This window comes from Bombella pluederhausensis, assembly GCF_026385525.1.
Lineage (GTDB): Bacteria > Pseudomonadota > Alphaproteobacteria > Acetobacterales > Acetobacteraceae > Bombella > Bombella pluederhausensis.
In genome coordinates, this window is the sequence record NZ_JANIDY010000004.1 from 25949 (window position 1) to 50419 (window position 24471).

The following is a 24471-nucleotide window of genomic DNA, read 5'->3' on the forward strand; positions in this document are numbered from 1 at the left end:
CGCATCTGATGGCTGATGAGACACATAAACAGCACTACAGGATTTGCAGATCTGCTTCATGTATCTGTCAGGCGTACCAATCACCATACGGGCTTCTCCCTTCACGGCAGCCCATGCCTTTACGGAACAGACAAGGGCTGCCCTGCTTCACATAACAGCCTGTTACCAGCCCGATACGTCAGTTCCGGTCATAGGCTGCCAGAAGCCGCTTCAGGGGGCCGGATTGGCATTCAGCTGATGGATGGCGTTGATCTTCTCCTCCAGCTCCGGCGTGATGTCCACCTGAATGGAGGTCAGGGCCGTCTCAAGCTGCTTCATGGTCGTGGCACCGATGATATTGGACGTCACGAACGGACGGGATGTGACGAAAGCGATGGCCATCTGAGCAAAATCAAGCCCTGAGTCCTTCGCCAGCGCCTGATAGGCCCGGATGGCCTCATCCACGCCGGGTTTCTCATAACGCTGGCCACGGTTGAACAAGGTCGTACGGGCTCCCGGCGGGCGGGCACCGTCCAGATATTTGCCTGTCAGATAACCCTGCGCCAGAGGCGAATAGGCCAGCAGGCCAACATCCTCCCGCAGGCCCATTTCCGCCAGACCGATCTCATAGGTCCGGTTCAGCAGGTTATAGGCATTCTGGATGGAAGCGATGCGGGGCTGTTTTTCTTCCCGTGAGACACGCAGGAATTCCGATACACCCCAGGCCGTCTCGTTAGACAGCCCCACATGACGGACCTTGCCCTCCTTCACCAGCTCACCTAGGGCACCCAGCGTCTCGGCAATTGGCACTTCATCGGCATCGGACAATGTGCGGAAGGTCGTGCCGCCTTCGCCAAAGATATTGATCTCACGGTCCGGCCAATGAAGCTGATAAAGGTCCAGATAATCAGTATTCAGCCGCTTGAGCGAGCCTTCAATGGCGTAACGTATCTGCTTCGGAGTCAGGCGAGGCTTTTCGCCACCGGGACGGAACCAGTCATTCTGGCTGCGCCCGACCACCTTGCTGGCCAGAATGACCTTGTCCCGATTGCCACGGGCTTTCAGCCAGCTCCCCACGATCCGCTCAGTCGAACCCTGCGTTTCTGCCCGTGGGGGAATGGAATAAAGTTCTGCCGTGTCGATGAAATTTACGCCATGTTCAAGGGCCATATCGAGCTGGGCATGGCCTTCAGCCTCAGTATTCTGCTGGCCGAATGTCATGGTCCCAAGGCATATTTCACTCACCTTCAGGCCAGTCCGCCCCAGTTTTCTGTACTGCATGGCTATCTCTCCCTGCCAATGATCGTCATCTGCCGGATATTCTGACATATCCGTAATGCAAGGCACGCAGGCACGGTAAAGGGTGTGCTTTCCTTTTACCCCGGCTTGCCGCTATTCTGCCTCACAGAATGCATGATGCAGCATATCAGGAAAACAGGCAGGACCAATGCGTATTCTACTGGTTGAGGATGACCCGACTGTCCGCTCCTTTGTCCTCAAGGGGCTGAAGGAAGCCGGACATAACGTGGATCAGGCCGATAACGGCAAAGATGGTCTCTATCTGGCCATCGGGGAGAAATATGACATCATTATCCTCGACCGGATGCTCCCCGGCGGTATTGATGGCCTGAACATTCTTGAGACCCTGCGTGGCCAGAAGAACAACACGCCGGTTCTGCTCCTCTCTGCCCTCTCGGACGTGGATGACCGGGTGGACGGGCTGCGCGCCGGTGGTGATGATTACGTCACCAAGCCTTTTGCCTTCTCCGAACTTCTGGCCCGTGTCGAGGCTCTGGGGCGCCGGGGCCATAATGATTCAGCACCGGAAACATCCCTGACCGTAGGGGACCTATCGCTTGACCTCCTCTCCCGTGAGGTCCGCCGGAATGGCCAGAAGATCGACCTCCAGCCCCGTGAGTTCCGCCTGCTGGAATTCCTCGTCCGCCATGCCGGGCAGGTCGTCACCCGGACGATGCTGCTGGAAAAGGTCTGGGACTATCATTTCGACCCACAGACCAACGTGATTGACGTGCATGTCTCCCGCCTGCGCCAGAAAGTGGACAAGCCTTTCGAGACAGCCATCATCCATACCGTACGCAATGCGGGTTATATTCTCCGCCCCACACAGGACTGAGAACAGAGAGAACGCAAGGTCATCAGCATTATGGCAGAGGACAGGAGCCCCCCACGCCGGCGTTGGTTCCGCCGCCGGCAGGAGAAACAACCTGATGCCAGACGCCGGCGCTGGCCTATCCGGTCGGCAGGCATCAATTTTGCTCTGGGTTATGGTGTCCTGTTTCTCATCTCTGCCACGCTGTTCCTCTCCTTCATCTGGTGGAGCAGCACGAACCTGCTCAACCAGCATGTTCGTGCCTTCATCGAAACCGATGCGCAGGAGCTTCAGAAACGCTGGGTCTATGGCGGTGCGCCTGCCCTTGGTGATGCCATTACCGACCGGCTGGAACAGAATATCGATGATGACGCCCTCTATCTGCTGATAGACCGCCATGGCCGCAGGCTGGCCGGAAACCTGCCGGGCTGGCCAGTAGCCATCAAGAAGATGAATCACTTCTATGAGCTGAGCATCCGCCGCTACACCTTCACGACACCAGCGGAGTTCAAAGCCTATCATCTTCCTCATGGTTTCAAGATGATTGTCGGGCACGACATACGAGGCCGCACTCTGCTCAGCACCGTCATCACCCGGACGCTCATCTGGTGTGCGGTCATGATCGCCCTGCTGGCCGTGGGTGGGGCGCTTGTCGTGCGGGACCTGTTCCGCCGCATGGTCGGCTCCATCGCCCGCACGGCTTCTGCCGTTGCCAATGGCGACCTTAATCACCGCATCGCCCTCACAGGGAGTGAGACGGACCTCGTGGCCGAAACGGTCAACACCATGCTGGACCGGATCAACCGGCTCATGGAAGGCGTCCGTCAGGTCTCCAATGCCATAGCACACGACCTGCGAACACCGATCACCCGTGCCCGCAACCAGCTTGAAGAAGCGCTCTTTTCCGCCACATCCCCGGATGAACTGCGCACAGCCGTAGATAAGGCTATTGGTGATCTGGATCATATCACCGGCATTTTCGAGGCCCTGCTCCGTATCGCCCAGATTGAAGCAGGGTCCCGCCGTTCTGCCTTCACGATGATGGACCTCAACCAGCTTCTGGCCAACATGGCCGAGCTCTATGAAGCTTCGGCCGAAGATGCCGGGCTAAGCCTGCATCTGGATATTGTTCCCCTTCCTCCCCTGTTTGGTGATGAACGGATGCTCCAGCAGGCTCTGGCCAATCTGCTGGACAATGCCATCAAGTTCTCACCACCCAACAGCACGCTGACCCTCAGCGCCCACCCCGTCCCTGCCATGCCCACCCCCGAAACTGCTGCTGCCGAAGGCACACCAGCCGGAATAGACATCAGCGTGCAGGATCAGGGGCCGGGCATGAATGATGCAGATATTCTCCGTGCCCATGAGCGTTTCTTCCGGGCTGAAAGTGCCCGCAACACACCCGGCTCCGGCCTTGGCCTCTCTCTGGTGCAGGCCGTCACCAGCCTGCATCATGGCCGCCTCACGCTCACACAGGCCCATCCGGGTTTAAAGGTCACTCTGTTTCTTCCTCTCACACAGGAAGCTGAACAGAACGCCAGACACACCATCTCCACGGAAAACCCGTCATGACAGTCCACTGCCCTTTATCCCTGTTACCAAATCTTCATACCACGCCCATCTTCAGGGCATATTGGCTGTGATATTCTCATGACCATGCGCACCGTATTCTTCCTTACTGTCATCCTTCTGCTCGTCCAGATGCCATCACGGCCCGGACTGGCATGGGGATCACTGCTGCATGAACAGGAAGCCCCCGTGCCTTCACAGGACCTTGTCATTACCAGCGACAGTCAGGCCTATTGTGCGCAGTTGAACGCACATCTGGCCGAGAAGATGCGCATGCCCCATGATGTCCCCGTTGGGGCTATGGAAGATGCCCAGCATCTGCAACAGCAGGGGCAGGAGCTCTGCCAGCAGAATCACATAAGGGCAGGCATTGGTCGCCTCCGCCGTGCCCTCGTTTTATTGAAACATCAGGAGGAGCCTCATCAATGAGCCCACGTCATCCCCTGAACCGTCTTTCCCTGACAGCCCTTGCTACGGGTTGCCTGCTGGGCGGTGCCATTCTCGCAGCATCTCCAGCACGGGCCGTTCCAGATGGTGGGGCGGTCGTCACAGCGCCACCACCGCCACACCCGCATGGTACCCTGCTGTCCTTCTCTGTATCTGACGAAGCACAGGCAAAAGCAGACACACTCTCCATCCACTTTTCTGCCAAGACGGAAGGCACTTCACCCACCACAACCCAGCAGCAGCTCAACCAACTCATCAGCAGTGCTATGGCTGTACTGAAAGACCAGCCTGATGTGAAAAGCACGGCAGATAGCTACAGTGTGGGCGAAGAATACGGCCCTCATAACAAGAAAAGCTGGGTCGCCCGCCAGAGTCTGACTCTAAGCGGCCAGAATCGTGACGCCCTGCTTGCACTGGCTGAAAAACTTCAGAAGCTAGGGTTAGGCATTGATGACATGCAGTGGACTCTCAACCCCGAAACCCGTGAGAAGCTGGAACAGCAGGCCCGACTCGGTGCCCTGAAGAAGCTCCGTCAGCAGGCAGAGGAAGATGCCACGGCTCTGGGCCAGACACTCCTTGGTCTGGAACGTGTCCATATCGGTGGCCGTGGTCCTGATGGCGACTTTGGGCCTCCTCCATTAGGGGCTTCACCCATGATGATGATGGCCCGCAGTGCCTCCGCACCACCGGAAAGCACGGCGGACATGCAGACCGTCCGTGTCACTGTCAGCGCACAAGCCCGTCTGGCAGACCGTGAGCCGCCTTCACCCTGATGGGCTAGAAATCCGCCATGGGGCGCTTACCCAGCGCCACCGGGAGGGTCAGAACCTTACCTTCCCGGCGTATGGTGAAATTGAATATGGTCCCCGGATGCGCCGCTGCCACGCTACGCAGCACGGTCCGGGCATCATGCACGGGCACGTCCCCGATCGCCAGAATGGCATCCTTTTTCCGCAGTCCTCCCCGCCATGCAGCCCCATGAGGGTCCACGTCCTCAACCCACATGGGGGAGCTGGCATCATTGAGCGTCACCCCTAACCAGCCATGTTCCACATGGCCCGTCTTACGAATGGACTCCACAACAGGCGCTACGATTTCAGACGGAATCCCGAACCCAATCCCCACAGAACCGTCACTGGGAGACGCAATAGCTGCGTTCATCGCCACGACCTGTCCCTGAAGATTAAATGCTGGCCCGCCAGAATTACCCGGATTAATGGGCGCATCCAGCTGCATGAAATCATCCAGAGCGCCGCTGCCCAGATCACGCCCCACGGCGGAGACAATCCCAGCCGTAACGGATGACCCGAAGCCGAAAGGATTCCCCGCCACGAGTATCCAGTCCCCGATCTCCACCTGACGGCTGTCCCCCCATGTCACGCAGGGCAATGGTGTCGGACTATCCACTTTGATGACAGCAATATCGGTCATCGGATCATCCCCCAAACTATGGGCTGGCAGGGAACGCCCATCAGAGAGTGAAATCATGATCCGTGTGGCATGACCAACAACATGCCGATTCGTCACGATAATGCCCGATGCGTCGACCACAAAACCGGACCCTGCCCCTGTCAGCTCATCATCAGCAGGGTGCAGTACATGGTGCCCTTTGCCAGTATTGCGGCGTTTTACATGCCGCTTCCGTTTAGGAGACGGTGATGAGCGCTGTTCACGGCCCGGCGAAGATGCCGCATCCCCATCATCGTCATCATCATTATCCGAGGATGACCCATGAGAGATGGAAATATTAACCACAGCAGGAATTACCTGATGCACCAACGGGGCAAAGCTGGGCAGATTCAAGGCTTCCCTGATGACAGGCGCATCATGAGACACAACCGCCGTAACAGGGGCAACAGGCACAGATGCTGAGGGCAATACCAGCGGCGATGAAACCGGCACGGGCGGATGATGCACAGCCTTGTACAGACTGGTATTGCGTATTGGTGCCGGGACTTTTTCTCCACCGGGCACCCACCACAGGCACACGCCCGCAGCGGCCATGCTCCCTACAGCTGCCGGCAAAAAGACAGACCAGATCAAATGCCTCATAACCGGCTGCATGAATACCCCATCTGCTGCCATTACGGCCATACTACCGCAATGTTACGATCCTACCTCTAGCATACTCTATGCTGAATGAAAGCGTTCCCATAATGTGCCATAATAATGTCCATTTTTAATACAGGATCGCTCTATGACCTACCATTCCGGGCAATAATACACAAAAAAGTTACCTAACATCAGAGAAATACATAAAGTATCTTCATATTTACAGAAGATATGCCCAATTTTTCTATACAGGATCAGTCATACATGTCCGAAATAACCAACCATCTCCATCGTCAGAACATGCCGAAATAACGTACAGCATCTGTAATAGATGACCTGATGGACAGCATCCTTTTTTCACTCAGGCAGAGCGGGATTTTCAGGCCATTTATGTTTCGGATAACGGCCCCTCATATCCCGCCGCATATCCAACCAGCCAGACTTCCAGAACTGTTCCAGATCCGCCGTCACAGCTTGTGGACGCCCGGCAGGTGACAATAATGTCGCATGGAGAGGTACCTTGCCACCCACCAATGCAGGCAAGGCAGTCGTACCATAAAAATCCTGCGCCCGTGCCGAAAGGGACGGTACAACAGTCGTATAATCAATGCGCCTGCGTCCGACCTTCAGAATAGCATAGGGCGGTAACTGCCGATCCAGCTCCTGCCGATCCTCATAAGGCAGCAGACTGGCCAGAATGGCCGCAAGGTCCAGCTCCTTAAGCTGCACGAGCCTGTCCAGCCCAGCCAGCCATGGCTCCAGCCAGTCCATGGACTGGACCAGCGCTTCATCAGAGATATCCGGCAGATGAGGCGCATAATGGGTCCGTGCCAGAGCCACACGGGCCTGCAACTGCCGTGCCTGCTCCGACCAGTCCAGATGCCGGGGCAGATCACCCTGCACCTTCGCCAGCAAGGCCGCTGTAATATCTTCCGGCTGGGCCGGAACATTCCGGTCCTTCAGCACCAGATTACCCAGCCGCAGCCTCTGCCGGACAATCACCTTGCCCGATGTACCATCAAAAGCCGGTTCCCTCTGTTCCTTCAGGCTGACCTGTACGGATTCAGGCAAGGTCTCCAGAGAGACAGGCGCCGCAAGGGTCATGTCCGTTCCCTTGCGGATATGGAAGGCCGCCCCTGCCAGAAGTTCTTCCTGCACCAGCAGGTCAGTCGCCCCTATGCGGGCACTCCCGCCCCCGGCCAGACGATAACGCCCATCCGCACTGGTCCGCTGTGCCAGACGATCAGGAAACCCCGCCGCAACCATCCGCCCTGCGGCATACCCTGTCAGTCCCTCACTCACGAGATCAGCCAGATCATTCTGATTCACAGCCTGCCCGGCCCGGCGCAGAAACCGCACCGCCGCCTGACGGAGCTGCCGCAGCACATGCCGAGGCACACGCGCATCATCCTGCATGAACAGTTTCAGCCGCAACCGGAGATCAGCCGAGGCCTCACCGCCCCTGCCACCACGCCCGCCCAGCGGGTCACGCTCTTCCAGAAGGGCTGCCAGACAGGCCGCCACGGCCAGCTCTTCCTCCGTCCGGGCAGCACAAAGCATCGCTGCCAGCCGGGGATGCGTCCCGAACCCGACCATCTGCTGCCCCAGAACTGTCAGGTCCTGCTGGCCATCCAGCGCCCCCAGAAACTGAAGGAGAGACTGCGCCGCCGCCAGCCCCCCTTCCGGGGCTGGTTCAATCAGAGGCAGAGCCGCAGGAGCCGTCCCCATCGCCTGATTCCATGCCGCTGTGACAAGGGCAAAATCACAGAGATCAGCCTCCCGGATAGCCGGAACTTCCTGCACGATCAGGCTGCGCTGGGTCATCTCCGACCAGAGACGGATGGCAATACCGGGAGCCTGCCGCCCTGCACGGCCCGCTCTCTGCTCTGCCGTAGCCCGAGAAATGCGCCGTGTATGCAGGCGGGGAAGACCTGTACTGGCATCACGTTGAGGCAAACGCCGCCAGCCACCATCCACCACGACCCGCACACCGGGAACCGTCACGGATGTTTCAGCGATGGACGTTGCCAGCACGATGCGCCGCCCGGAATCCGGGTCCAGCGCACGGGCCTGATCCTCAACCGACTGTTCGCCATAAAGCGGATAGATGGGAGCCTGCTCACCCAGCAGAGCCTGAAGACTGGCCTGTGCCCTACGGATTTCCCCCACACCGGGAAGGAACGCCAGAACAGACCCTTCCTCCTCCCGCCATGCCTGCGCTACGGCCTGAGCACAATGTTCCGGCAGATCACGCAGATGGGCTATGTCCCGCCTGTAGCGGATTTCTACCGGATACTGGCGACCATCACTCTCAATCAGAGGAGCCTGCAAGGCGGTCGTGAAAATCCCGGCATCCAGCGTGGCGGACATGACCACAAGCCGCAGCTCCGGCCGCAGGCTCTGCTGCACGTCACGGCAGAAACCAAGAGCCGTATCCCCATCAAGGGACCGCTCATGCACTTCATCGAACAAAACGGCAGACACGCCATCCAGTAACGGATCAGCGAGCAGACGGCGGACAAGCAGTCCTTCCGTCACGACCTCAATGCGTGTCTGAGCCGAGACGGCACTGTCGATACGGGTCCGGTAGCCAATCACTCCGCCGGGCTTTTCACCCCGCAGCGCCGCCATACGCTGGGCCGCTGCCCGCACAGCCACACGCCTCGGCTCCACGAGCAGGATGCGGCCATCCCCCAGCCAGTCCGGGGCGGCTTCCAGCAGAAAAGGCGGAACAGCCGTTGTCTTCCCCGCCCCCGGCGGCGCCACCAGCACGGCATTCGGCCCCGTAACAAGAGCCTCATGCAGGGCAGGCAGAACTGCCGTTACAGGAAGGGATTCTACCGTCATGCTGCCTCTGCGCCCTGTAGTAAGCTCAGTCCTCGTATGTCAGCAGGGATGTGACGGGTACATCAACCTTCTTGCGCCCGCCCAGAGCCAGAAGCTCGATCATCACAGATGCCCCCACGACTTCGGCCCCTGCCTTACGCAGAAGATCAATGGAAGCCGCAAGCGTACCGCCCGTTGCCAGAAGATCATCCAGCACCACCACACGCTGACCGGGACGAACAGCATCAGCCTGAATATGCAGTTCATCCTCACCATATTCGAGGCTGTATTTATGGGCGATTGTCTTGCCCGGCAGCTTGCCCGGCTTGCGCAGCATGGTAAAGCCACAGCCCAGACGGGTTGCCAGCGGTGCCGCTGTCAGAAAGCCACGGCTTTCGATCCCTGCCAGAAGGTCCGGCTGAAAACGGGCCACCGCCTGCGCCAGACGCCCCGTTGCTACCTGCCATGCTTCCGGATTCCGGATCAGAGTGGAAATGTCGTAAAACAGGATACCCGGCTTCGGGAAATCGGGAACTTCACGAATATACTGTTTCAAGTCCAGCGGGGCAGGGTCTTTAAAGGACATGAGCGGCCTTCATCATAAGGATCAGAATACACACAAAGCCCCCTTATAGGCTCTTATGCGCCTGTTTTAAAAGGGAGCCTCACGGGGCCATGCGGGAGAAGGCAATCATGACCAGAAACGCCACCAGCAGCATCCCGCCCATCGGAATGGCCGTACCCACCGGCAGCCACGACACCAGAATGCTAGCCAGAATACCGAACACATATTGCCCTGTCCCTGCCAGAGCCGTCGCCACCCCAGCATTACGCCCCTGCGATAGAAGGGCGCCAGCCATGGCATTTGGGCCAATGAGGCATGTCGGGCCCAGCGCACACAGCATCGCTCCGAACAGCGGCCAGAGATAGAGATGCTTGAGATGCCCTGCGGCATCAACATCCAGTGCGGACCAGACAGCCAAACCCAGCAAAAGAGCTGCCCCAAAACAGCTGATTCCCAGTCCAGCCCGCAGCAGGGTCCGACTATGATAATAATTCAGCAGCCACGCATTGACCTGAGATGAACCGATCATGCACACCGCCATGACACCAAAAAGGATACCATACTGGAACGGCGTAAAGGCATAGACGCTCTCAAAGAGAAACGGTGCTGCCGTAAGATAGGTAAAGACGGAAAAACCCTGCACCATCCAGATAAGTGCATTGAAGCGGTAGTTTCTGTCCTTCAATGTCTGGCCATAGCGGGTCATGATGTGCCAGAGCCGCATTGGGTGACGATCTTCCTCATCCAGCGTCTCCGGCAGGAACAGAAAGACAAGCAGCAGACCAACCACGCCATAGAGAGATGTGGCCCAGAAAATATCCCGCCAGTTGATGAACTGAAGGGCAAACCCACCCAAAGCAGGTGCCAGAATGGGCACCACCCCCTGAATCAGGATCAGCCGGGACATCATCTTGGCCGTGGCATCTCCAGCCGTCACATCACGAACATAAGCATTCGGCACCACGAGGCTGGCCGCCCCCATGAAAGCCGCAAATGCTCGGAAGAAGCAAAGCATCGGCATGGAGGTAGACAGCGCACAGCCCGCTGCCGCCACCGCATAGAACAATGTCCCTACCAAGAGAGGGCGGCGGCGTCCGAAACGGTCCGTCAAAGGCCCGACAATAATCTGTCCAATAGCCAGACCGGCCACCCAGGCCGCCATGGTCAGGCTGCCCGTGCCCGGTGCGGAGCCCAGCTGATGTTCCATCTCCGGCAAGGCAGGCAGATAAATATCTGTCGAGACCGGGCCAACCGCCGTCAGCGTACCCAGGAGGATGGGCAGCCAGAAGGGCATTTTTCCACCCTTTATCAACGGCTTACCGATCAGGGCATGTTCAAAAAAACCACGCTGTGACGTTTTCATGCTCCGCTACCCTGCCTTCCTCATCTCTCTGTGAAAACCACGCAATACCCAGCCCCCCAGTCCTGCCGAGACAAGCAACAGCACGGCGGCAGCAAACAGGGCTCCTCCATGGCGAAGTTCTACACCCCTACCTGCCAGAAGAAAAACCAGATTCTGGGGCAGTCCGCCCAGCATGGTCGCCAGTACGAACCGGCCAACCGCCAGACCCGCCATCCCTGATGACACCGACACCAGCAAAGCAGACCCGACCGGCAGCAACCGGACACAGAGAACCATACGGAATGGCGCCCTCTGCCCTGCCTGCACAAACCATGACAGAAACTCGCCCGAGACAGTCCGGCCACGTTGCCAGAACCAGCCCCAGCCATAGCCCAGCAAAGCCCCGATACCATAAGCTAAACTGGATTCCACAAGCCCGATGCCAACACCAAACCCCGCCCCTAAGGCAAGGCAAAGGGCCTGCCGGGGCAGCCCGATAGCGCAATAGGCTACCGCTACTGGAAGAACCTTCAGGGCAGCATAAGGCTGCCCTGCCCAACCCCGCATGATGTCCAGCCCATGCTGTACGGCAGGTATCTGCCACAGCAGCAGAGGGCCACCCGCCAGCAACAGGACCAGAAGGGCCGGACGTAGCAATGCCCGCCAGCTGAAAGAAGACGCCCCGCCTCCTTCAGATTCACATGCCTTCAAAGGAGATGTCAGAGCAGACCCCGACCACGAATCTGAGCATAGGCTGCCAGAGTGACCATGCATGTCATCTCACCATCAGCAATCATGCGGTCGAACTCGGCAAGCGGAATGTCCCGTGTTCTCATGTCAGCTTCCGTTTCTTCCCGCTCTGCATCACCACGGACCAGATTCCGGGCTAGAAAGACATGCCCCATCTGATTGGAATATCCAGCCCCCTGATAAAGCGTACCCGCATGGATCAGCTCTCCAGCACGTAGGCCGGTTTCTTCCCTGAGCTCACCCAGTGCCAGCTCCGTGGCATCAGCATCGGGCCGTGTCTCCCATGTACCCATCGGGAACTCCCACAGCCGCTTCCCCACAGGGTAACGGAACTGCTGAACCAACGTGACACGACCATCTGCATGCAGAGGCATGATGACGGCAAAAGTTCCCCGTTCAACAACCCCATACAGCCCCTTCTTGCCGCCAGGGTGAATAATCTTGTCCTCTCGCACGGCTGTCCACGGGTTTTCGTATACTCTTTCGGAAGAAAGAATCTGGTATCCTGCCTTCTCACAGGCTTTTCTGATCTCATCGTCAGTCATCATCGGGGCCCTTTGCTATCAGCCAGATGTGCCACCCAGCACGTCCCTCTCTTTACCACAGCGGACAGGACAGGAGAAAACGCTTTACTCCCGTCTATTATAGAGCGCCCAATAAATAGCTGCATGGCAGCCATTCACAGCAACAGAAGCTGAGAAAACATTGCCTCGTGACGGAAATGATTTTCTCACCTATGGTCAGTTTCCAGGACAGGCTGTGCCAGTTACAGACATAGATGGGCACGGCTGCGGAAAATTACAAAGGGGACGCTCAATGTCTGATGAAGACGCAACCTATACGTGCTCGCCAACCATGCGGGTGATGCCCGTAGTTCTATTCAACCTTCTTGTCTATTTCGTCATCGGTCTGCCCAACGCCGTCATCGGTGCCCAGTTCGTACACAACACGCTGGGTTTCAGCACGGCTATCGCTGCCAGCACCATCTCCCTCCAGTACATTGGTACAGCCATGGGGCGTATGGTCGTTGGTCACCGCATTGATACATATGGCCCCAAGGCCGTTCTGAGATACGGCCTGATTTTCTGCGCCATTTCCGGCCTGCTCGTCTGCCTTGCAGCCCTGGTTCCCACCTTCATGGGGCTGAATGACACGTCCCGCTATATCGCTCTCGGTATTGCTCTCATCAGCCGTCTGTTCATTGGCTGGTCCGAAAGCTGCACATCCACGTCCGTTACGGCATGGAACCTGCGCCGTGTTGGTCAGGCTCACTCCTCCGTGGCCATTTCCTGGAACGGTGTCACCTCCTACGGTGGTATTGCTGTCGGTGTGACCGTTGGTCAGCTGCTGAGCGGCCTTCTGCCGACCATCAAGCTGCTGCCGGTTGGTGCTCTGGAAGTGGCTCTGGGTGTTGGCGGTTTCATCCTGCTGACCTTCTATAAAGCCATCAAGCCGCTGGCCGGTAACGGCAAGCCGATGTCCTTCGGTCTCGCTGTCAAAAAGGTTCTGCCTTACGGTGCCGCTCTGGCTGCTGGTTCTGTCGGCTTCGGTACGGTGAACAGCTTCCTCGCCCTGTATTACACGGAAAACCACTGGACGGGTCTGGGGATTGCCTTCGGCGTCTTCGCTGCCTGCTTCATCTTCATGCGTATCTTCGTGTCTGGTCAGATCGACAAGCACGGTGGTGTGCCGATTGCCTACATGTCCCTGGTGGTGGAAGCCATTGCTATGGCCGTCTTCTGCCTGGTCCATAACAACACGGGCGGTCTGGTCGGTGCAGCCCTGACGGGTGCCGGCTTCTCCCTGCTGTTCCCTGCCATGGGTACGATGGCCGTCAAGACCGATGGGCCGGAATATAACGGTATCCTGATTGCCGCTTACTCCATCTTCACGGACCTCACCATTGTGGTTTCCAGCTGGTTCATGGGTGGCCTGCGTGACCATATGGGCTGGGGCACAATGTTTGCCGTAGCTGGTGTGCTCTGCGTCAGCGGTATTGCTTTCAGCTCCATCTTCTCCCGTATCCCGGGTTGCGGTGTGCCCAAAAGCGCCAAGTAAACTCCCTTATGGGATGGGAGCATGTATCATGCTCCCACTATTAGAAATGCCGGGCACCTATTCTGCCCGGCATTTTTTTATGACTACATGACCAAGAGGAGCATGATCTCACCATGACCATCCGTTACTGTTCCGTCTTCTGTGGCTCTCGTCCGGGGCATGACCCTGCCCATATGCAGACGGCACGGAGCCTTGGCACAGCTCTGGGACACGCTGGTATCACGCTCGTTTATGGCGGTGGGAAAGCCGGACTCATGGGTGCCGTGGCCGATGCCACACTCAACGCTGGTGGACTGGTGAAAGGCATCATTCCCCGCTTTCTGGAAGCACGAGAAGTTCTGCATGAAGGCGTAACAGACCTTGAGGTCACCGAAGACATGCCCACACGCAAGGCTAAGCTCTTTGAGATCGCCGATGCTTACATCATCCTACCGGGTGGATTCGGCACATTCGATGAGTTTTCGGAAGTTCTCGTGAACCGCCAGCTCGGGCTGAGCCAGCGACCCATCATCATTCTCAACATCAATGGCTGGGCCGATCCCCTCATCACCATGCTGAACGCCACCCTTGAGCAAGGCTTTGCTGATGAAGGGGCGCAGACCCTCTATGAGGTTGTGGAAGACGTGCCTAGCGTCATCAAGCGTTTGAAGGCACCTTCACACGCCTGATCTTGGCACCACAGGCAGAAAGTTTTTTCTCCACATGTTCATAGCCACGGTCGAGGTGATAGACACGGCTCAGCTCTGTCTCTCCCTCGGCCACCAGACCAGCCAGAATGAGAGAGAATGACGCTCTCAGGTCTGTAGCCATGACCTTGGCACCAGAAAGACGTTCCACACCACGAATCACGGCGGAACGCCCCTGAATGGTGATATTCGCCCCCATACGGTTCAGTTCTGGCACATGCATGAAACGATTTTCGAAAATCGTTTCCGTAATCATGGAAGCCCCATCAGCCACGGAGAGCATGGCCATGAACTGCGCCTGCATGTCAGTCGGAAAGCCAGGATAAGGCTCGGTTGTCAGATCCAACCCGTGCAATTTGCCGCTGCTCCTGATCCGCAGGCCATCAGCCTCCTCCGTGACCTCAACACCCGCTTGCTGGAGGGCATATACGACCGCTTCCTGATCAGCCATGCGGCCACCTTCCAGCAGCACGTCCCCGCCAGTCATACCCACAGCACACGCATAAGTGCCACATTCAATGCGGTCCGGCATAACAGCGTAATGAGCACCGTGAAGCTGCTCCACACCTTCCACCATGATGGTCCCGGAATGCGCCCCGGTGATCCGGGCTCCCATCGCATTGAGGCAATTGGCAAGATCAAGAATTTCCGGCTCTCGTGCCGCATTGACGATCTCGGTCGTCCCACGGGCCAATGTGGCCGCCATGAGCACATTTTCCGTTGCGCCCACACTGGGGAAAGGCAGCACCACACGCCCGCCCTTCAAACCACCGGGGGCATGGGCGTTAATGTATCCCCCCTCCAGCCTGATCTCTGCCCCCAGAGCTTCCAGCCCCTTGAGATGCAGATCAACCGGACGGGTCCCAATGGCACAGCCCCCCGGCAGGGAGACACGGGCCTCTCCCATACGGGCCAGCAACGGCCCCAACACCAGAATAGACGCCCTCATCCGTGACACAATGTCATACGGCGCCTCTACGGACCTGATGGTTCCGCCAAGGCTGAGCTTCCGGGGGCCATCAATCTCGGCTACGTCATAGCCAAGCTGGCCAAGCAAAGTTCGCATGGTACGGATATCGGCAATATCCGGCACATTGGAGAGAATGAGAGGGCCTTCAGACAACAGGGAGGCAACCATCAGCTTCAGGCCGGAATTTTTGGCCCCACCAATGGGAATACGTCCCTCAAGACGCCGGCCACCTTCTATCAGGAAATAATCCATCAGCCTCTCTCCATCCTCATCCTGTCATCCCACTATAACGCAGCTGGATGACATTATTATCTTTCTGAAAGTTACAGACGCGGGGGCGTCACACCAGACTGATGCATGTATTTCCCGGCACGATCGGCATAGCTGACCTCGCAGGGGCTAGCACCCTGAAAGAAAAGGAACTGGCAGATGCCCTCATTAGCGTAAATGCGGGCTGGCAGCGGCGTGGTATTGCTGATCTCGATCGTCACCTGCCCTTCCCATTCCGGCTCCAGCGGTGTGACATTGACGATGATGCCACAGCGGGCATAGGTGGACTTGCCAAGGCAGACCACCAGCGTATCACGAGGGATACGGAAATATTCCACCGTATGGGCCAGTGCGAAACTGTTGGGCGGGATGATGATGTCGCCACGACGTGTCACGAAACTGTCGGCGGAGAAGTTTTTAGGGTCCACCACGGCGCTATCCACATCCGTGAAGATATGAAACTCATCAGCCACACGGGCGTCATACCCGTAAGAGGATAACCCGTAAGAAATGACCTTTTCACGCTTCTGCGCTTCAACAAACGGCTCTATCATGCCGTGTTCCTGCGCCATGCGGCGTATCCAGTGATCGGGCATGATTGACATAACCGCTCTCCCTTATGGCTGATGGTCGCTCTGACCAGACAAAACACCCCATAGCGGCCTGTTCCCGCCGAGGAGACCCGACTGCCGGGCCTTCCATGTCATATCATCTGTCCACGTCCACGCAAAGGAGACGGGACAGGATGGTCATGGCCCGGCGGCAGAAAAGTCCTCAGTCATCCTGCGAGGAATGAATCACCAGATCGGACATGCTGGGACGGCGCCGACGGCGGCGCTGCTCCGGCAGGGGTTCACGCACTGCACCACCACGCAGAGTCCGGCGGAAGCGCGGCCAGCGGGGCTTCACCTCACTGGCCAGCACACCAGCCACAATAAAGCCGGCACCCGCAAGGGTCATCATTGTCAGAACGTCCCCCGTACACCAGCCGACAAGCCCGCCCCAGATCGGTTCACTGGAATAAATGATCGTTGCCTTGGTCGGCGAAACCGTCTTCTGCGCCCAGTTGAGCACAAGCTGCGTGGCGGCACTCACAACGCCCATCACCAGCGCACAGCCCAGCCAGCCCCAGCTGAAGGGTGGAATATGTTCACCCATTACCGGCATGGCACAGAAGGCGAATAATCCACCTGCCACAAGCTGGACAAACGCCATGCGGCGGCTATCCGTCTGAAGGGCAAACAGCCCCACACAAATGATCTCAAAAGCGTAAGAGAATGTTCCCAGCAGAGTCAGGCCATCGCCTGTACTCATGGTCAGGCCGGTTTTCCATGGCTCCGCCAGAAGAACCAGCCCTATGAAAGCAAGAAAAATACCGGCAATACCGCTCTTGCTTGGTGGCTTACGCAGAATAATCCACTGTAATAGCGGGACCAAGGGCACATAGAGCGCTGTCAAAAAGGCAGAGCGGCTGCTGGTAATGGTCATCAGCCCCACTGTCTGGCAGATATAGCCAAAAGCCAGAACGACACCGATCAACCCGCCACGCCATATTTCCGAGCGGGGAATCCCCTGCATGATATGTTTGCGTCCGACAAAGCAGATCACGAACAAGGCAGCGATCAGAAAACGTACCCCGATGAAGAATAGCGGCCCGCTCGTCTTCAGTGCCATCTGAATGATGTAGTACGTTCCACCCCACAGCACCGTGATGATGCCCAGAGCAATCTCCTGCCGGGATGGCAGACGCAGACGTGTCTCGCTCACTCAACGGTCCTCGTGGCGGGTGGAAGGCGTAGAACGGCCAGCCTGTGCAGGACGGCTCCGCTGCTGCTGTTTACGGCGCAGAAGATTGGCCCGCAATGCCTGTGCTTCCCTCAGCTGGCGTTCCTGCCGGGCTGTCATAGGCGTATCGCCGGTCTTCCTGTTCTGTTCAGGCGTCATGCACCTGTATCCCTTTCCTCATGGAACCGTATGAACCTGTCCTGCAATCCAGCATGGATCAACTCGTCATACACGCCCAGCGTTGCCCGCTGCATATGCTGCTTAGTGTAATGAGCCAAAGCATGGGCGCGAATCTCGTCCTGCCGCTCTGCCATAAGTTCCGGTGGCACGTCCAGCACTTCCCTGAGGGCACCTGCCAGAGCCCGATGGTCTCCCGCGGGCACAAGGGTCCCTGTCTCACCATGCTGAATGGTTTCCTTCAACCCGCCACGGGCCGAACCAATCACCCAGCACCCCATCATCTGCGCCTCCACAGGGACACGACCAAAAGGCTCCGGCCTCAAAGACGGTACCGTCACGACATGGGCCAGCCTATAGGCCGCTGCCATATCCCTGCATGTTCCTGCAAAGCGCAGACGGGCCGCAATCCCCCGTTCTTCCGCCATCCGGTGCAGCATCCGGGTATAGCTGCTCTCCATACCCGGCCCAACCATGACGCAAACCCAGTCCTGTTCCGGGTGATGCGTTGCCAGATAACCCAGAGCCTCAATGAGGCATTCCTGCCCCTTCCAGCGGGTCATACGTCCGGGCATGAGGATAATGCGGCTTTCCTCACCGACACGCCAGCGCTCTAACAGCTCCTGCATCTGGAGGCCCCGCACAGCATCCGGTGAAAAAACATCCGGGTCACTCCCACGGGGGATGATCCGCAACCGATCCTCTCCGACACGATATTCCTGCCGCAGCCGTTCCCCAATATGTTCGGACACGGCAATAACCCTCTGCCCCCGCACCAGACCGGAATTATAGAACTTCTTCAGTCTGAAACGTGTCTGATGATCACCGTGCCATGTTGTCACCAACGGAACTTTTTCCTTCCGGCAGGCCATGACAGCCACGAGTGCCGGATAACGTGACCGAGCATGAACAAGGCTAACCCCTTCCTGCCGGATAAGCTTTCTTAAGGCAGCCACACGCCCCCAGAAACGCCATGGCGATGCGCTTTTACGAAACGCCATCTCCACATGTTCGCCGCCGACATAGCGCAGGCGGGCCACAAGAGCCCCACTCTCTGCCGCCACGAGGGCACGCCCTCCGCCCTGACTGATAGCCTCGGCCATATCGACCGCCCCGCGTTCCAGCCCGCCCACACCAAGAGCTGGCAGGACCTGAAGAATCACAGGTTTCTGCTGCATTACCACTCTGTATCCGCCATCCTCATCCAACCAGCCCGGTCATCCGGCTGGAATTGTCACGACAGCCCCACCGCTATGGCTTGTTGCCGCAAGGGTGCTGAGCACCTGTACCATGGTGAAAGCCTCCTTGCTCCGGAAATCCGTATCGGAAATCCAGTACCAGCATTTCTTGTAATAAACAGAGACATAGCTGCCATCGGGCGCATTCTTGCCGGAATGAATGGCAACTTCGGGGCGGCTCTCAATCCCAACCTGCCCAATGGTTGGCAGGGTCCGGCCAGAACGCACATCCTTTTCTGGCACTTCCATCTCGTAAGAAAGCTGTGTCAGCATGGCAAGCATGGACCGGGTCAGGATGGCAATCTGCCCTTCTTTCTTGGGGTAAGGCCCGTAAACAATTTCAGCTTCCGCCGCATTGGCATCCAGATGCAGCAGGCGGCGCACCTCACCCTGAATGGCCTGAAGATTACTATCCGCCGTAGCTGTCAGCACGAGGTAAATATGCTCGCCAGAACTGGCAGATGAACCGGAAGACCCGCCATTCCCTCCATTATTTCCCTGACTGCCACCGCCCCCCTGTTTTCCAGCCTTCCCCGATGATGAAGACGCATCATCTGTAGCGATCCGCACCGTCATAGCCCCTGCAAGCTGAAGCTGACGAAGATCATGCAGCAACAGATAAAACCGCACGGACCCACCACCAAAAGGCCCGACACCTCGCACGTTGGACAGACCATCAATGGACTGGGCCGTCAGCCGCAACAGCGTATCAATCGCCATGCCACCAAGGCTGAGCGGCATGATCGCTGTAGGGGAAATGGGACGGACCACATTCTCGGCATACTGCTCACCCGTCAGAGGCTGATAAGTGATAGTGGGGTTTTCTGCCTGAGATAACGTCCCACTACCAAACAGATAGTTGCTCACGGCAGAGGCCGGATATCCATAATAACCGCCAGAGAAACTGCGGGAGAAATTATAACCCGCAATCACCTGTGTCGTATCCAGAAAAGCCGGTGGCTCCCCATAGCGCAGCCGCACAATGTTCAGCAGCATTTCCCGCTTCTGCACCTCACCCAGCGCACGGGAATAGGCAAGCTGGTCATGCTGAAGATGCGCTGGACCAATGGGCTGGCACCCACCCAGAAACAGGAAACCGGCAGAAAGCAGGGCGGTGACCAGATACCGGCCCCCGTTACCGTACCGCCCTGTCCCACCTAGAGACGGCAGGGAGCGGCCCAACTTACAGAGCAGGGAGAACAGGCAGGACAGAAGACAGCCCCCAAAAAAACATCCAGTTGCAGAAGGTCTGAAAAGCTTACCTTAAATGGAAGGCTTCGCCAAAGAGAAACTCCACCTGGCCTTCTTGAAGTATCCGTGAATCTTTTCCCTTCATCCCCCTTGAAACCATAATTCTCCCTCCCCAGATCGGAAAACGAGGGTACCGCAGGCCCTGCCTGCCCCAGACCTGATAACGTCACAATAGGGTTTCCTCCCGATGCCTTGAGGGGGTCGTGGGAAGCCGCTGAAAAGGACAGATATCCATGGGTAAGATTATTGGTATTGACCTCGGGACGACCAACTCCTGCGTTTCCGTCCGCGAAGGTAATGAAAACAAGGTCATCGAGAACAGCGAAGGCGCCCGCACCACGCCGTCCGTTGTTGCCTTTACAGATGGCGGTGAGCGTCTGGTCGGTCAGGCTGCAAAGCGTCAGGCCGTCACCAACCCCACCAACACGCTCTATGCCGTCAAGCGTCTGATCGGTCGCCGTTATGACGATCCGACCGTTGCCAAGGATCAGAAGACCGTCCCTTACGAAATCGTGAAGGGTGACAATGGTGACGCATGGGTGCGTGCCCGTGACGAGAATTACGCTCCGTCCCAGATTTCCGCCTTCGTGCTCGGCAAGATGAAGGAAACGGCTGAGGCCTATCTAGGCGAGAAGGTGACGGAAGCCGTCATCACCGTTCCGGCCTACTTCAATGACGCACAGCGTCAGGCCACCCGTGATGCTGGCCGCATTGCTGGTCTGGACGTCAAGCGCATCATCAACGAGCCGACCGCTGCTGCCCTCGCCTACGGGCTTGAGAAGGGTGATTCCGGCAACGTGGCCGTGTATGACCTTGGTGGTGGTACGTTCGACATTTCCATTCTGGAAATCTCCGATGGCGTGATCGAAGTGAAGTCCACCAACGGCGACACCTTCCTCGGTGGTGAAGACTTCGACAACAAGCTGATCGACTATCTGGCTGACGAGTTCAAGCGGGAGCAGGGTCTGGACCTGCGCACCGACAAGATGGCTCTCCAGCGCCTGAAAGAAGCTGCCGAGAAGGCCAAGATTGAGCTGTCCTCCGCCAAGGAAACAGAAGTCAACCTGCCCTTCATCACGGCTGACGCCTCCGGTCCGAAGCATCTGGTCGTCAAGGTGACCCGTGCGAAGCTGGAAAGCCTCGTTGATGACCTCATCAAGCGGTCTCTGGAACCCTGCCGCAAGGCCCTCAAGGATGCAGACCTGACACCGGCTGACATCAAGGAAGTCATCCTTGTCGGTGGTCAGACCCGTATGCCGAAGGTCGTGGAAAGCGTGAAGGAGTTCTTCGGTAAGGAACCCGCCCGCAACGTGAACCCGGACGAAGTGGTCGCCATCGGTGCCGCCGTACAGGGTGGTGTGCTTCAGGGTGACGTGAAGGACGTCCTGCTGCTGGATGTGACCCCGCTGTCCCTCGGTATCGAGACACTGGGTGGCGTCTTCACACGTCTGATTGATCGCAACACGACAATCCCGACCAAAAAGAGCCAGACCTTCTCCACAGCCGAAGACAACCAGCCTGCCGTGACCATCAAGGTCTTCCAGGGTGAGCGCGAAATGGCTGCGGACAACAAGCTGCTCGGTAACTTCGACCTGACAGGCATTGCTCCGGCTCCCCGTGGCGTGCCGCAGATTGAGGTGACCTTCGACATTGACGCCAACGGTATCGTGAACGTCTCCGCCAAGGACAAGGCCACCGGCAAAGAGCAGAACATCTCCATCAAGAGCGATGGCGGCCTCTCCGATGCTGACATTGATCGCATGGTCAAGGAAGCTGAAGAAAACGCTACAGCCGACAAGGCCCGCCGTGAGCTGGTTGACCTCCGCAACAGCACGGAAGCCATGATCCATCAGACAGAGAAGACCCTCTCTGAAAATGGTGACAAGGTCCCGGCTGCAGACAAGACCGAAGCTGAAGAAGCCATCAAGAAGGCTCGTGAAGCTCTGGAAGGCGACAATGCCGAGACCATCAAGAGCGCCAGCGAGCATCTGACACAGGTCGCCATGAAGGTTGGTCAGGCCGTCCATCAGGCTGGGGCCTCTGCCGGTGGTGAAGACCATCAGGCCAGCGGCAAGGCTGACGAAGATGTTGTTGACGCCGAGTTCGAAGACGTTGACGACAAGAAAAAGAAATAATCGCTGAAAATGAGAGGGAGTCCGGCACCCGCATGTCGGGCTCCCTTCCTGCGGTTGGCGTCTTGCTTCCCCCATCATTGCGGGAAACAGACGCCCTTTTTACATTGAGGGCCCCACCTGCCATTAAAGGCAGGATATACGCCGCCCGCCTTGTCCGGGTGTCCGCTCTCTTGCGTGACTGAGGATCACTATGGCTACACAGATGGATTATTACGAGACACTGAGTGTCTCCCGCTCGGCTAGCGGTGAGGAAATCAAAAAAGCCTATCGTAAGCTGGCCATGCGCTATCACCCCGACCGCAACCCGGGTGATGAAGAAGCCGAACAGAAGTTCAAGGAAGTCAACGCCGCCTATGAAGTGCTGAAAGACGACCAGAAACGGGCTGCCTATGACCGCTTCGGCCATGATGCCTTCCAGAACGGCATGGGCGGCGGTGGCGGCGCTGGTGGATTCGGCGGCGGCTTTGGTGGATTCGATGCTGGCGGGCTGGGCGACATCTTCGAGCAGATGTTCAACATGGGCGGGCGCCGTGGCCGTCAGCAGCGTCAGGCTGAGGACGTGCAGGTACAGGTTGATATCAGCCTGACAGAAGCTTTCTCCGGTGTCAGCAAGGAAGTCGAAATCGCCACCCGCAAGGCCTGTTCCAGCTGTCATGGGTCTGGCTCTGCCGACCCTAATGCCAGCAAGCAGACCTGCCAGACCTGTCATGGTCAGGGGGCCGTGCGGGTCCAGCAGGGCTTCTTCGTGGTGGAACGCCCCTGCCCGACCTGTAACGGCGCTGGCCAGACCGTCAGCAACCCCTGCCGCAGCTGCCACGGCAGCGGCACCGAGGCCGCCAAGGAAACCGTCAAGATCGACATTCCGGCCGGTATCGAAGATGGCACCCGCATTCGTGTTGCTGGCAAGGGCGAAGCCGGTGGCGAAGGCGTCCAACCGGGTGATCTGTATGTTCTGGTCTCCGTGGACAGTCACAGCATTTTCGAGCGTGAAGGGGCTAACATCCATTGCCGTGTCCCGCTGCGCATGACACAGGCCGCTCTGGGTGATGAAATTGAAGTGCCACTCATTGATGGTGGCCGGACGATGGTCAAAATCCCCGCCGGAACACAGACAGGCGACAATTTCCGCCTGCGTGGTAAGGGATTCTCCGTCCTGCACTCCAAGGCACGGGGCGACATGTATATCCGCATCACAGTGGAAACACCCAGCCATCTGACCAAACGCCAGCGGGAGCTGCTGGAGGAGTTTGAGAAAGAAAACAGCGACCACAGCAAGGGCAGCCCGGAGCATGATGGCTTCTTTGCCCGCGTCAAGAAATTCCTTGATCGGTAAAGGATACCGGATATGAGCAGCACCTCTCCCCGCATCGGCATTGCTGGCATCACAGGCCGCCTCGGTCATCTCTGTGCCGAGGAGGCCGGTCCACTTCTGGCTGGTGGCCTGTCCCGCACAGCAGACCCGGCCCACAATATCGTGACAGACGCTACTGAGCTGGCCAAAAACTGCGATGTCATCATTGATGTCAGCCATGCCAGCCTTGTCCCTGTTCATGCCAAAGCCTTTGCAGAGGCAGGCTGTGCATGGGTTCTGGGCACCACAGGGCTGGACAGGGCTGCCCAGCAAGCCGTGGAGAATGCTGCCAGCCGGATCGCTGTTTTACAGGCCGCTAATTTCTCCCCAGCCCTGACGATGCTCCTCTCTCTGGCCCGTCAGCTTGGGGCTGCCCTGCCGGATTATGATGCTGAGGTCCTAGAGGTCCATCACCGCCAGAAGCTGGATGCACCTTCTGGTACGGCTCTGGCCATTGGCCGGGCCGTTGCGGCGGGCCGGGACGATGAGTTCGATGCCGTAAAGCGGCTGGACCAGAACGGGAAACGGCCCGATGGTGCCATCGGCTTTGCCTCCCTGCGGGGCGGTCAGGTCGTGGGTGAGCATGACCTGCGCTTCTTCGCCGCTGATGAGGAAATCTCTCTTTCCCACCGGGCACTGGACCGCCGGGTCTTCGCCCGTGGTGCTCTGAAAGCCGCCCTCTGGCTGGCTGACAGCCACCGCAAACCCGGCCTTTACGGGATGCAGGATGTGCTGAACACACCGTAACAGCACCATGACACATCACAGGGAGGCAGGCCTGTTCCATGCCTCCCTGTACCCTGCCTGATGTCAGCTTGCTCTTGACCTCAAGGGTATTTTCAGTCAAGCGATAGAACTCTTATTCCTGTCACTTGTGCCTTTCGGGGGGCAGGGGCAGCCTCTTTTCACC

The 24471-nt window shown here is 58.0% G+C and carries 22 protein-coding genes; 9 read left to right on the top strand and 13 right to left on the bottom strand.

Annotated features, from left to right (window positions below):
- Positions 1-210: 210 nt before the first annotated feature.
- Positions 211-1260 (bottom strand): NADP(H)-dependent aldo-keto reductase, encoded by a 1050-nt coding sequence (locus NQF86_RS07830; protein ID WP_266117089.1) that lies wholly within the window; start codon positions 1258-1260, stop codon positions 211-213.
- A 166-nt stretch (positions 1261-1426) separates the two neighbouring features.
- Here NQF86_RS07830 and NQF86_RS07835 point away from each other — a divergent pair, with 166 nt between their 5' ends.
- From NQF86_RS07835 to NQF86_RS07850, 4 genes are all read left to right on the top strand, one after another.
- Positions 1427-2113, top strand: a complete 687-nt coding sequence (locus tag NQF86_RS07835) for a response regulator transcription factor (protein WP_266117090.1) — start codon at positions 1427-1429, stop codon at positions 2111-2113.
- Positions 2114-2143: 30 nt separating this feature from the next.
- On the top strand, positions 2144-3661 hold the full coding sequence (locus NQF86_RS07840) for a sensor histidine kinase (RefSeq protein ID WP_266117091.1): 1518 nt from the start codon (positions 2144-2146) through the stop codon (positions 3659-3661).
- Positions 3662-3739: 78 nt separating this feature from the next.
- Positions 3740-4087, top strand: a complete 348-nt coding sequence (locus NQF86_RS07845; RefSeq protein WP_266117092.1) for a hypothetical protein — start codon at positions 3740-3742, stop codon at positions 4085-4087.
- Positions 4084-4878: an SIMPL domain-containing protein gene (locus tag NQF86_RS07850; RefSeq protein ID WP_266117093.1), complete on the top strand. Its 795-nt coding sequence runs from the start codon at positions 4084-4086 to the stop codon at positions 4876-4878. Before NQF86_RS07845 ends, NQF86_RS07850 begins: the two co-directional genes overlap by 4 nt.
- 4 nt (positions 4879-4882) lie before the next feature.
- On the opposite strand, the gene NQF86_RS07855 is transcribed toward NQF86_RS07850, so the two are convergent.
- The 6 genes from NQF86_RS07855 to NQF86_RS07880 all read right to left on the bottom strand — a co-directional run bounded on the left by NQF86_RS07855 (position 4883) and on the right by NQF86_RS07880 (position 12185).
- Positions 4883-6109, bottom strand: a complete 1227-nt coding sequence (locus NQF86_RS07855) for a S1C family serine protease (RefSeq protein WP_266117094.1) — start codon at positions 6107-6109, stop codon at positions 4883-4885.
- Between the two features lie 405 nt (positions 6110-6514).
- Positions 6515-9004, bottom strand: a complete 2490-nt coding sequence (hrpB, locus tag NQF86_RS07860; RefSeq protein ID WP_266117095.1) for an ATP-dependent helicase HrpB — start codon at positions 9002-9004, stop codon at positions 6515-6517.
- 25 nt (positions 9005-9029) lie between these two features.
- A complete protein-coding gene (locus NQF86_RS07865) occupies positions 9030-9569 on the bottom strand; it encodes an adenine phosphoribosyltransferase (protein ID WP_266117096.1) in 540 nt (179 codons plus the stop codon).
- A gap of 79 nt (positions 9570-9648) precedes the next feature.
- Positions 9649-10911 (bottom strand): multidrug effflux MFS transporter, encoded by a 1263-nt coding sequence (locus tag NQF86_RS07870; protein WP_266117097.1) that lies wholly within the window; start codon positions 10909-10911, stop codon positions 9649-9651.
- A gap of 6 nt (positions 10912-10917) precedes the next feature.
- The gene (locus NQF86_RS07875) at positions 10918-11547 is read right to left on the bottom strand and encodes a TVP38/TMEM64 family protein (protein WP_266117098.1); all 630 of its coding nucleotides are present in this window, start codon (positions 11545-11547) and stop codon (positions 10918-10920) included.
- A gap of 62 nt (positions 11548-11609) precedes the next feature.
- Positions 11610-12185: an NUDIX domain-containing protein gene (locus tag NQF86_RS07880; RefSeq protein ID WP_266117208.1), complete on the bottom strand. Its 576-nt coding sequence runs from the start codon at positions 12183-12185 to the stop codon at positions 11610-11612.
- Between the two features lie 271 nt (positions 12186-12456).
- Here NQF86_RS07880 and NQF86_RS07885 point away from each other — a divergent pair, with 271 nt between their 5' ends.
- A complete protein-coding gene (locus tag NQF86_RS07885) occupies positions 12457-13698 on the top strand; it encodes an MFS transporter (RefSeq protein WP_266117099.1) in 1242 nt (413 codons plus the stop codon).
- A 113-nt stretch (positions 13699-13811) separates the two neighbouring features.
- Positions 13812-14366, top strand: a complete 555-nt coding sequence (locus NQF86_RS07890; protein ID WP_266117100.1) for an LOG family protein — start codon at positions 13812-13814, stop codon at positions 14364-14366.
- On the opposite strand, the gene murA is transcribed toward NQF86_RS07890, so the two are convergent.
- The 6 genes from murA to NQF86_RS07920 form a co-directional block, all read right to left on the bottom strand.
- Positions 14335-15606, bottom strand: coding sequence for a UDP-N-acetylglucosamine 1-carboxyvinyltransferase (gene murA / locus NQF86_RS07895; protein ID WP_266117101.1), 1272 nt, complete (start codon positions 15604-15606; stop codon positions 14335-14337). The genes NQF86_RS07890 and murA overlap by 32 nt on opposite strands.
- A 71-nt stretch (positions 15607-15677) precedes the next feature.
- The gene (dcd, locus tag NQF86_RS07900; protein WP_266117102.1) at positions 15678-16229 is read right to left on the bottom strand and encodes a dCTP deaminase; all 552 of its coding nucleotides are present in this window, start codon (positions 16227-16229) and stop codon (positions 15678-15680) included.
- Positions 16230-16398: 169 nt separating this feature from the next.
- Positions 16399-17391 carry a DMT family transporter gene (locus NQF86_RS07905; RefSeq protein WP_266117103.1) on the bottom strand — a complete coding sequence of 331 codons (993 nt, stop codon included), beginning with the start codon at positions 17389-17391 and terminating at the stop codon, positions 16399-16401.
- Positions 17392-17568, bottom strand: coding sequence for a hypothetical protein (locus NQF86_RS07910; RefSeq protein ID WP_266117104.1), 177 nt, complete (start codon positions 17566-17568; stop codon positions 17392-17394).
- On the bottom strand, positions 17565-18764 hold the full coding sequence (locus tag NQF86_RS07915; RefSeq protein ID WP_266117105.1) for a glycosyltransferase family 4 protein: 1200 nt from the start codon (positions 18762-18764) through the stop codon (positions 17565-17567). The genes NQF86_RS07910 and NQF86_RS07915 overlap by 4 nt, the downstream gene beginning before the upstream one ends.
- 39 nt (positions 18765-18803) lie before the next feature.
- Entirely contained in the window at positions 18804-19820 is a 1017-nt protein-coding gene (locus NQF86_RS07920; protein WP_407652892.1) for a hypothetical protein, read from the bottom strand.
- A gap of 488 nt (positions 19821-20308) precedes the next feature.
- On the opposite strand from NQF86_RS07920, the gene dnaK reads away from it, so the two are divergent.
- From dnaK to dapB, 3 genes are all read left to right on the top strand, one after another.
- Positions 20309-22210, top strand: a complete 1902-nt coding sequence (dnaK, locus tag NQF86_RS07925) for a molecular chaperone DnaK (RefSeq protein WP_266117107.1) — start codon at positions 20309-20311, stop codon at positions 22208-22210.
- Between the two features lie 190 nt (positions 22211-22400).
- Positions 22401-23543 (top strand): molecular chaperone DnaJ, encoded by a 1143-nt coding sequence (dnaJ, locus tag NQF86_RS07930; RefSeq protein WP_266117108.1) that lies wholly within the window; start codon positions 22401-22403, stop codon positions 23541-23543.
- A 12-nt stretch (positions 23544-23555) separates the two neighbouring features.
- The gene (gene dapB / locus NQF86_RS07935; RefSeq protein ID WP_266117109.1) at positions 23556-24308 is read left to right on the top strand and encodes a 4-hydroxy-tetrahydrodipicolinate reductase; all 753 of its coding nucleotides are present in this window, start codon (positions 23556-23558) and stop codon (positions 24306-24308) included.
- Positions 24309-24471 lie beyond the last annotated feature (163 nt).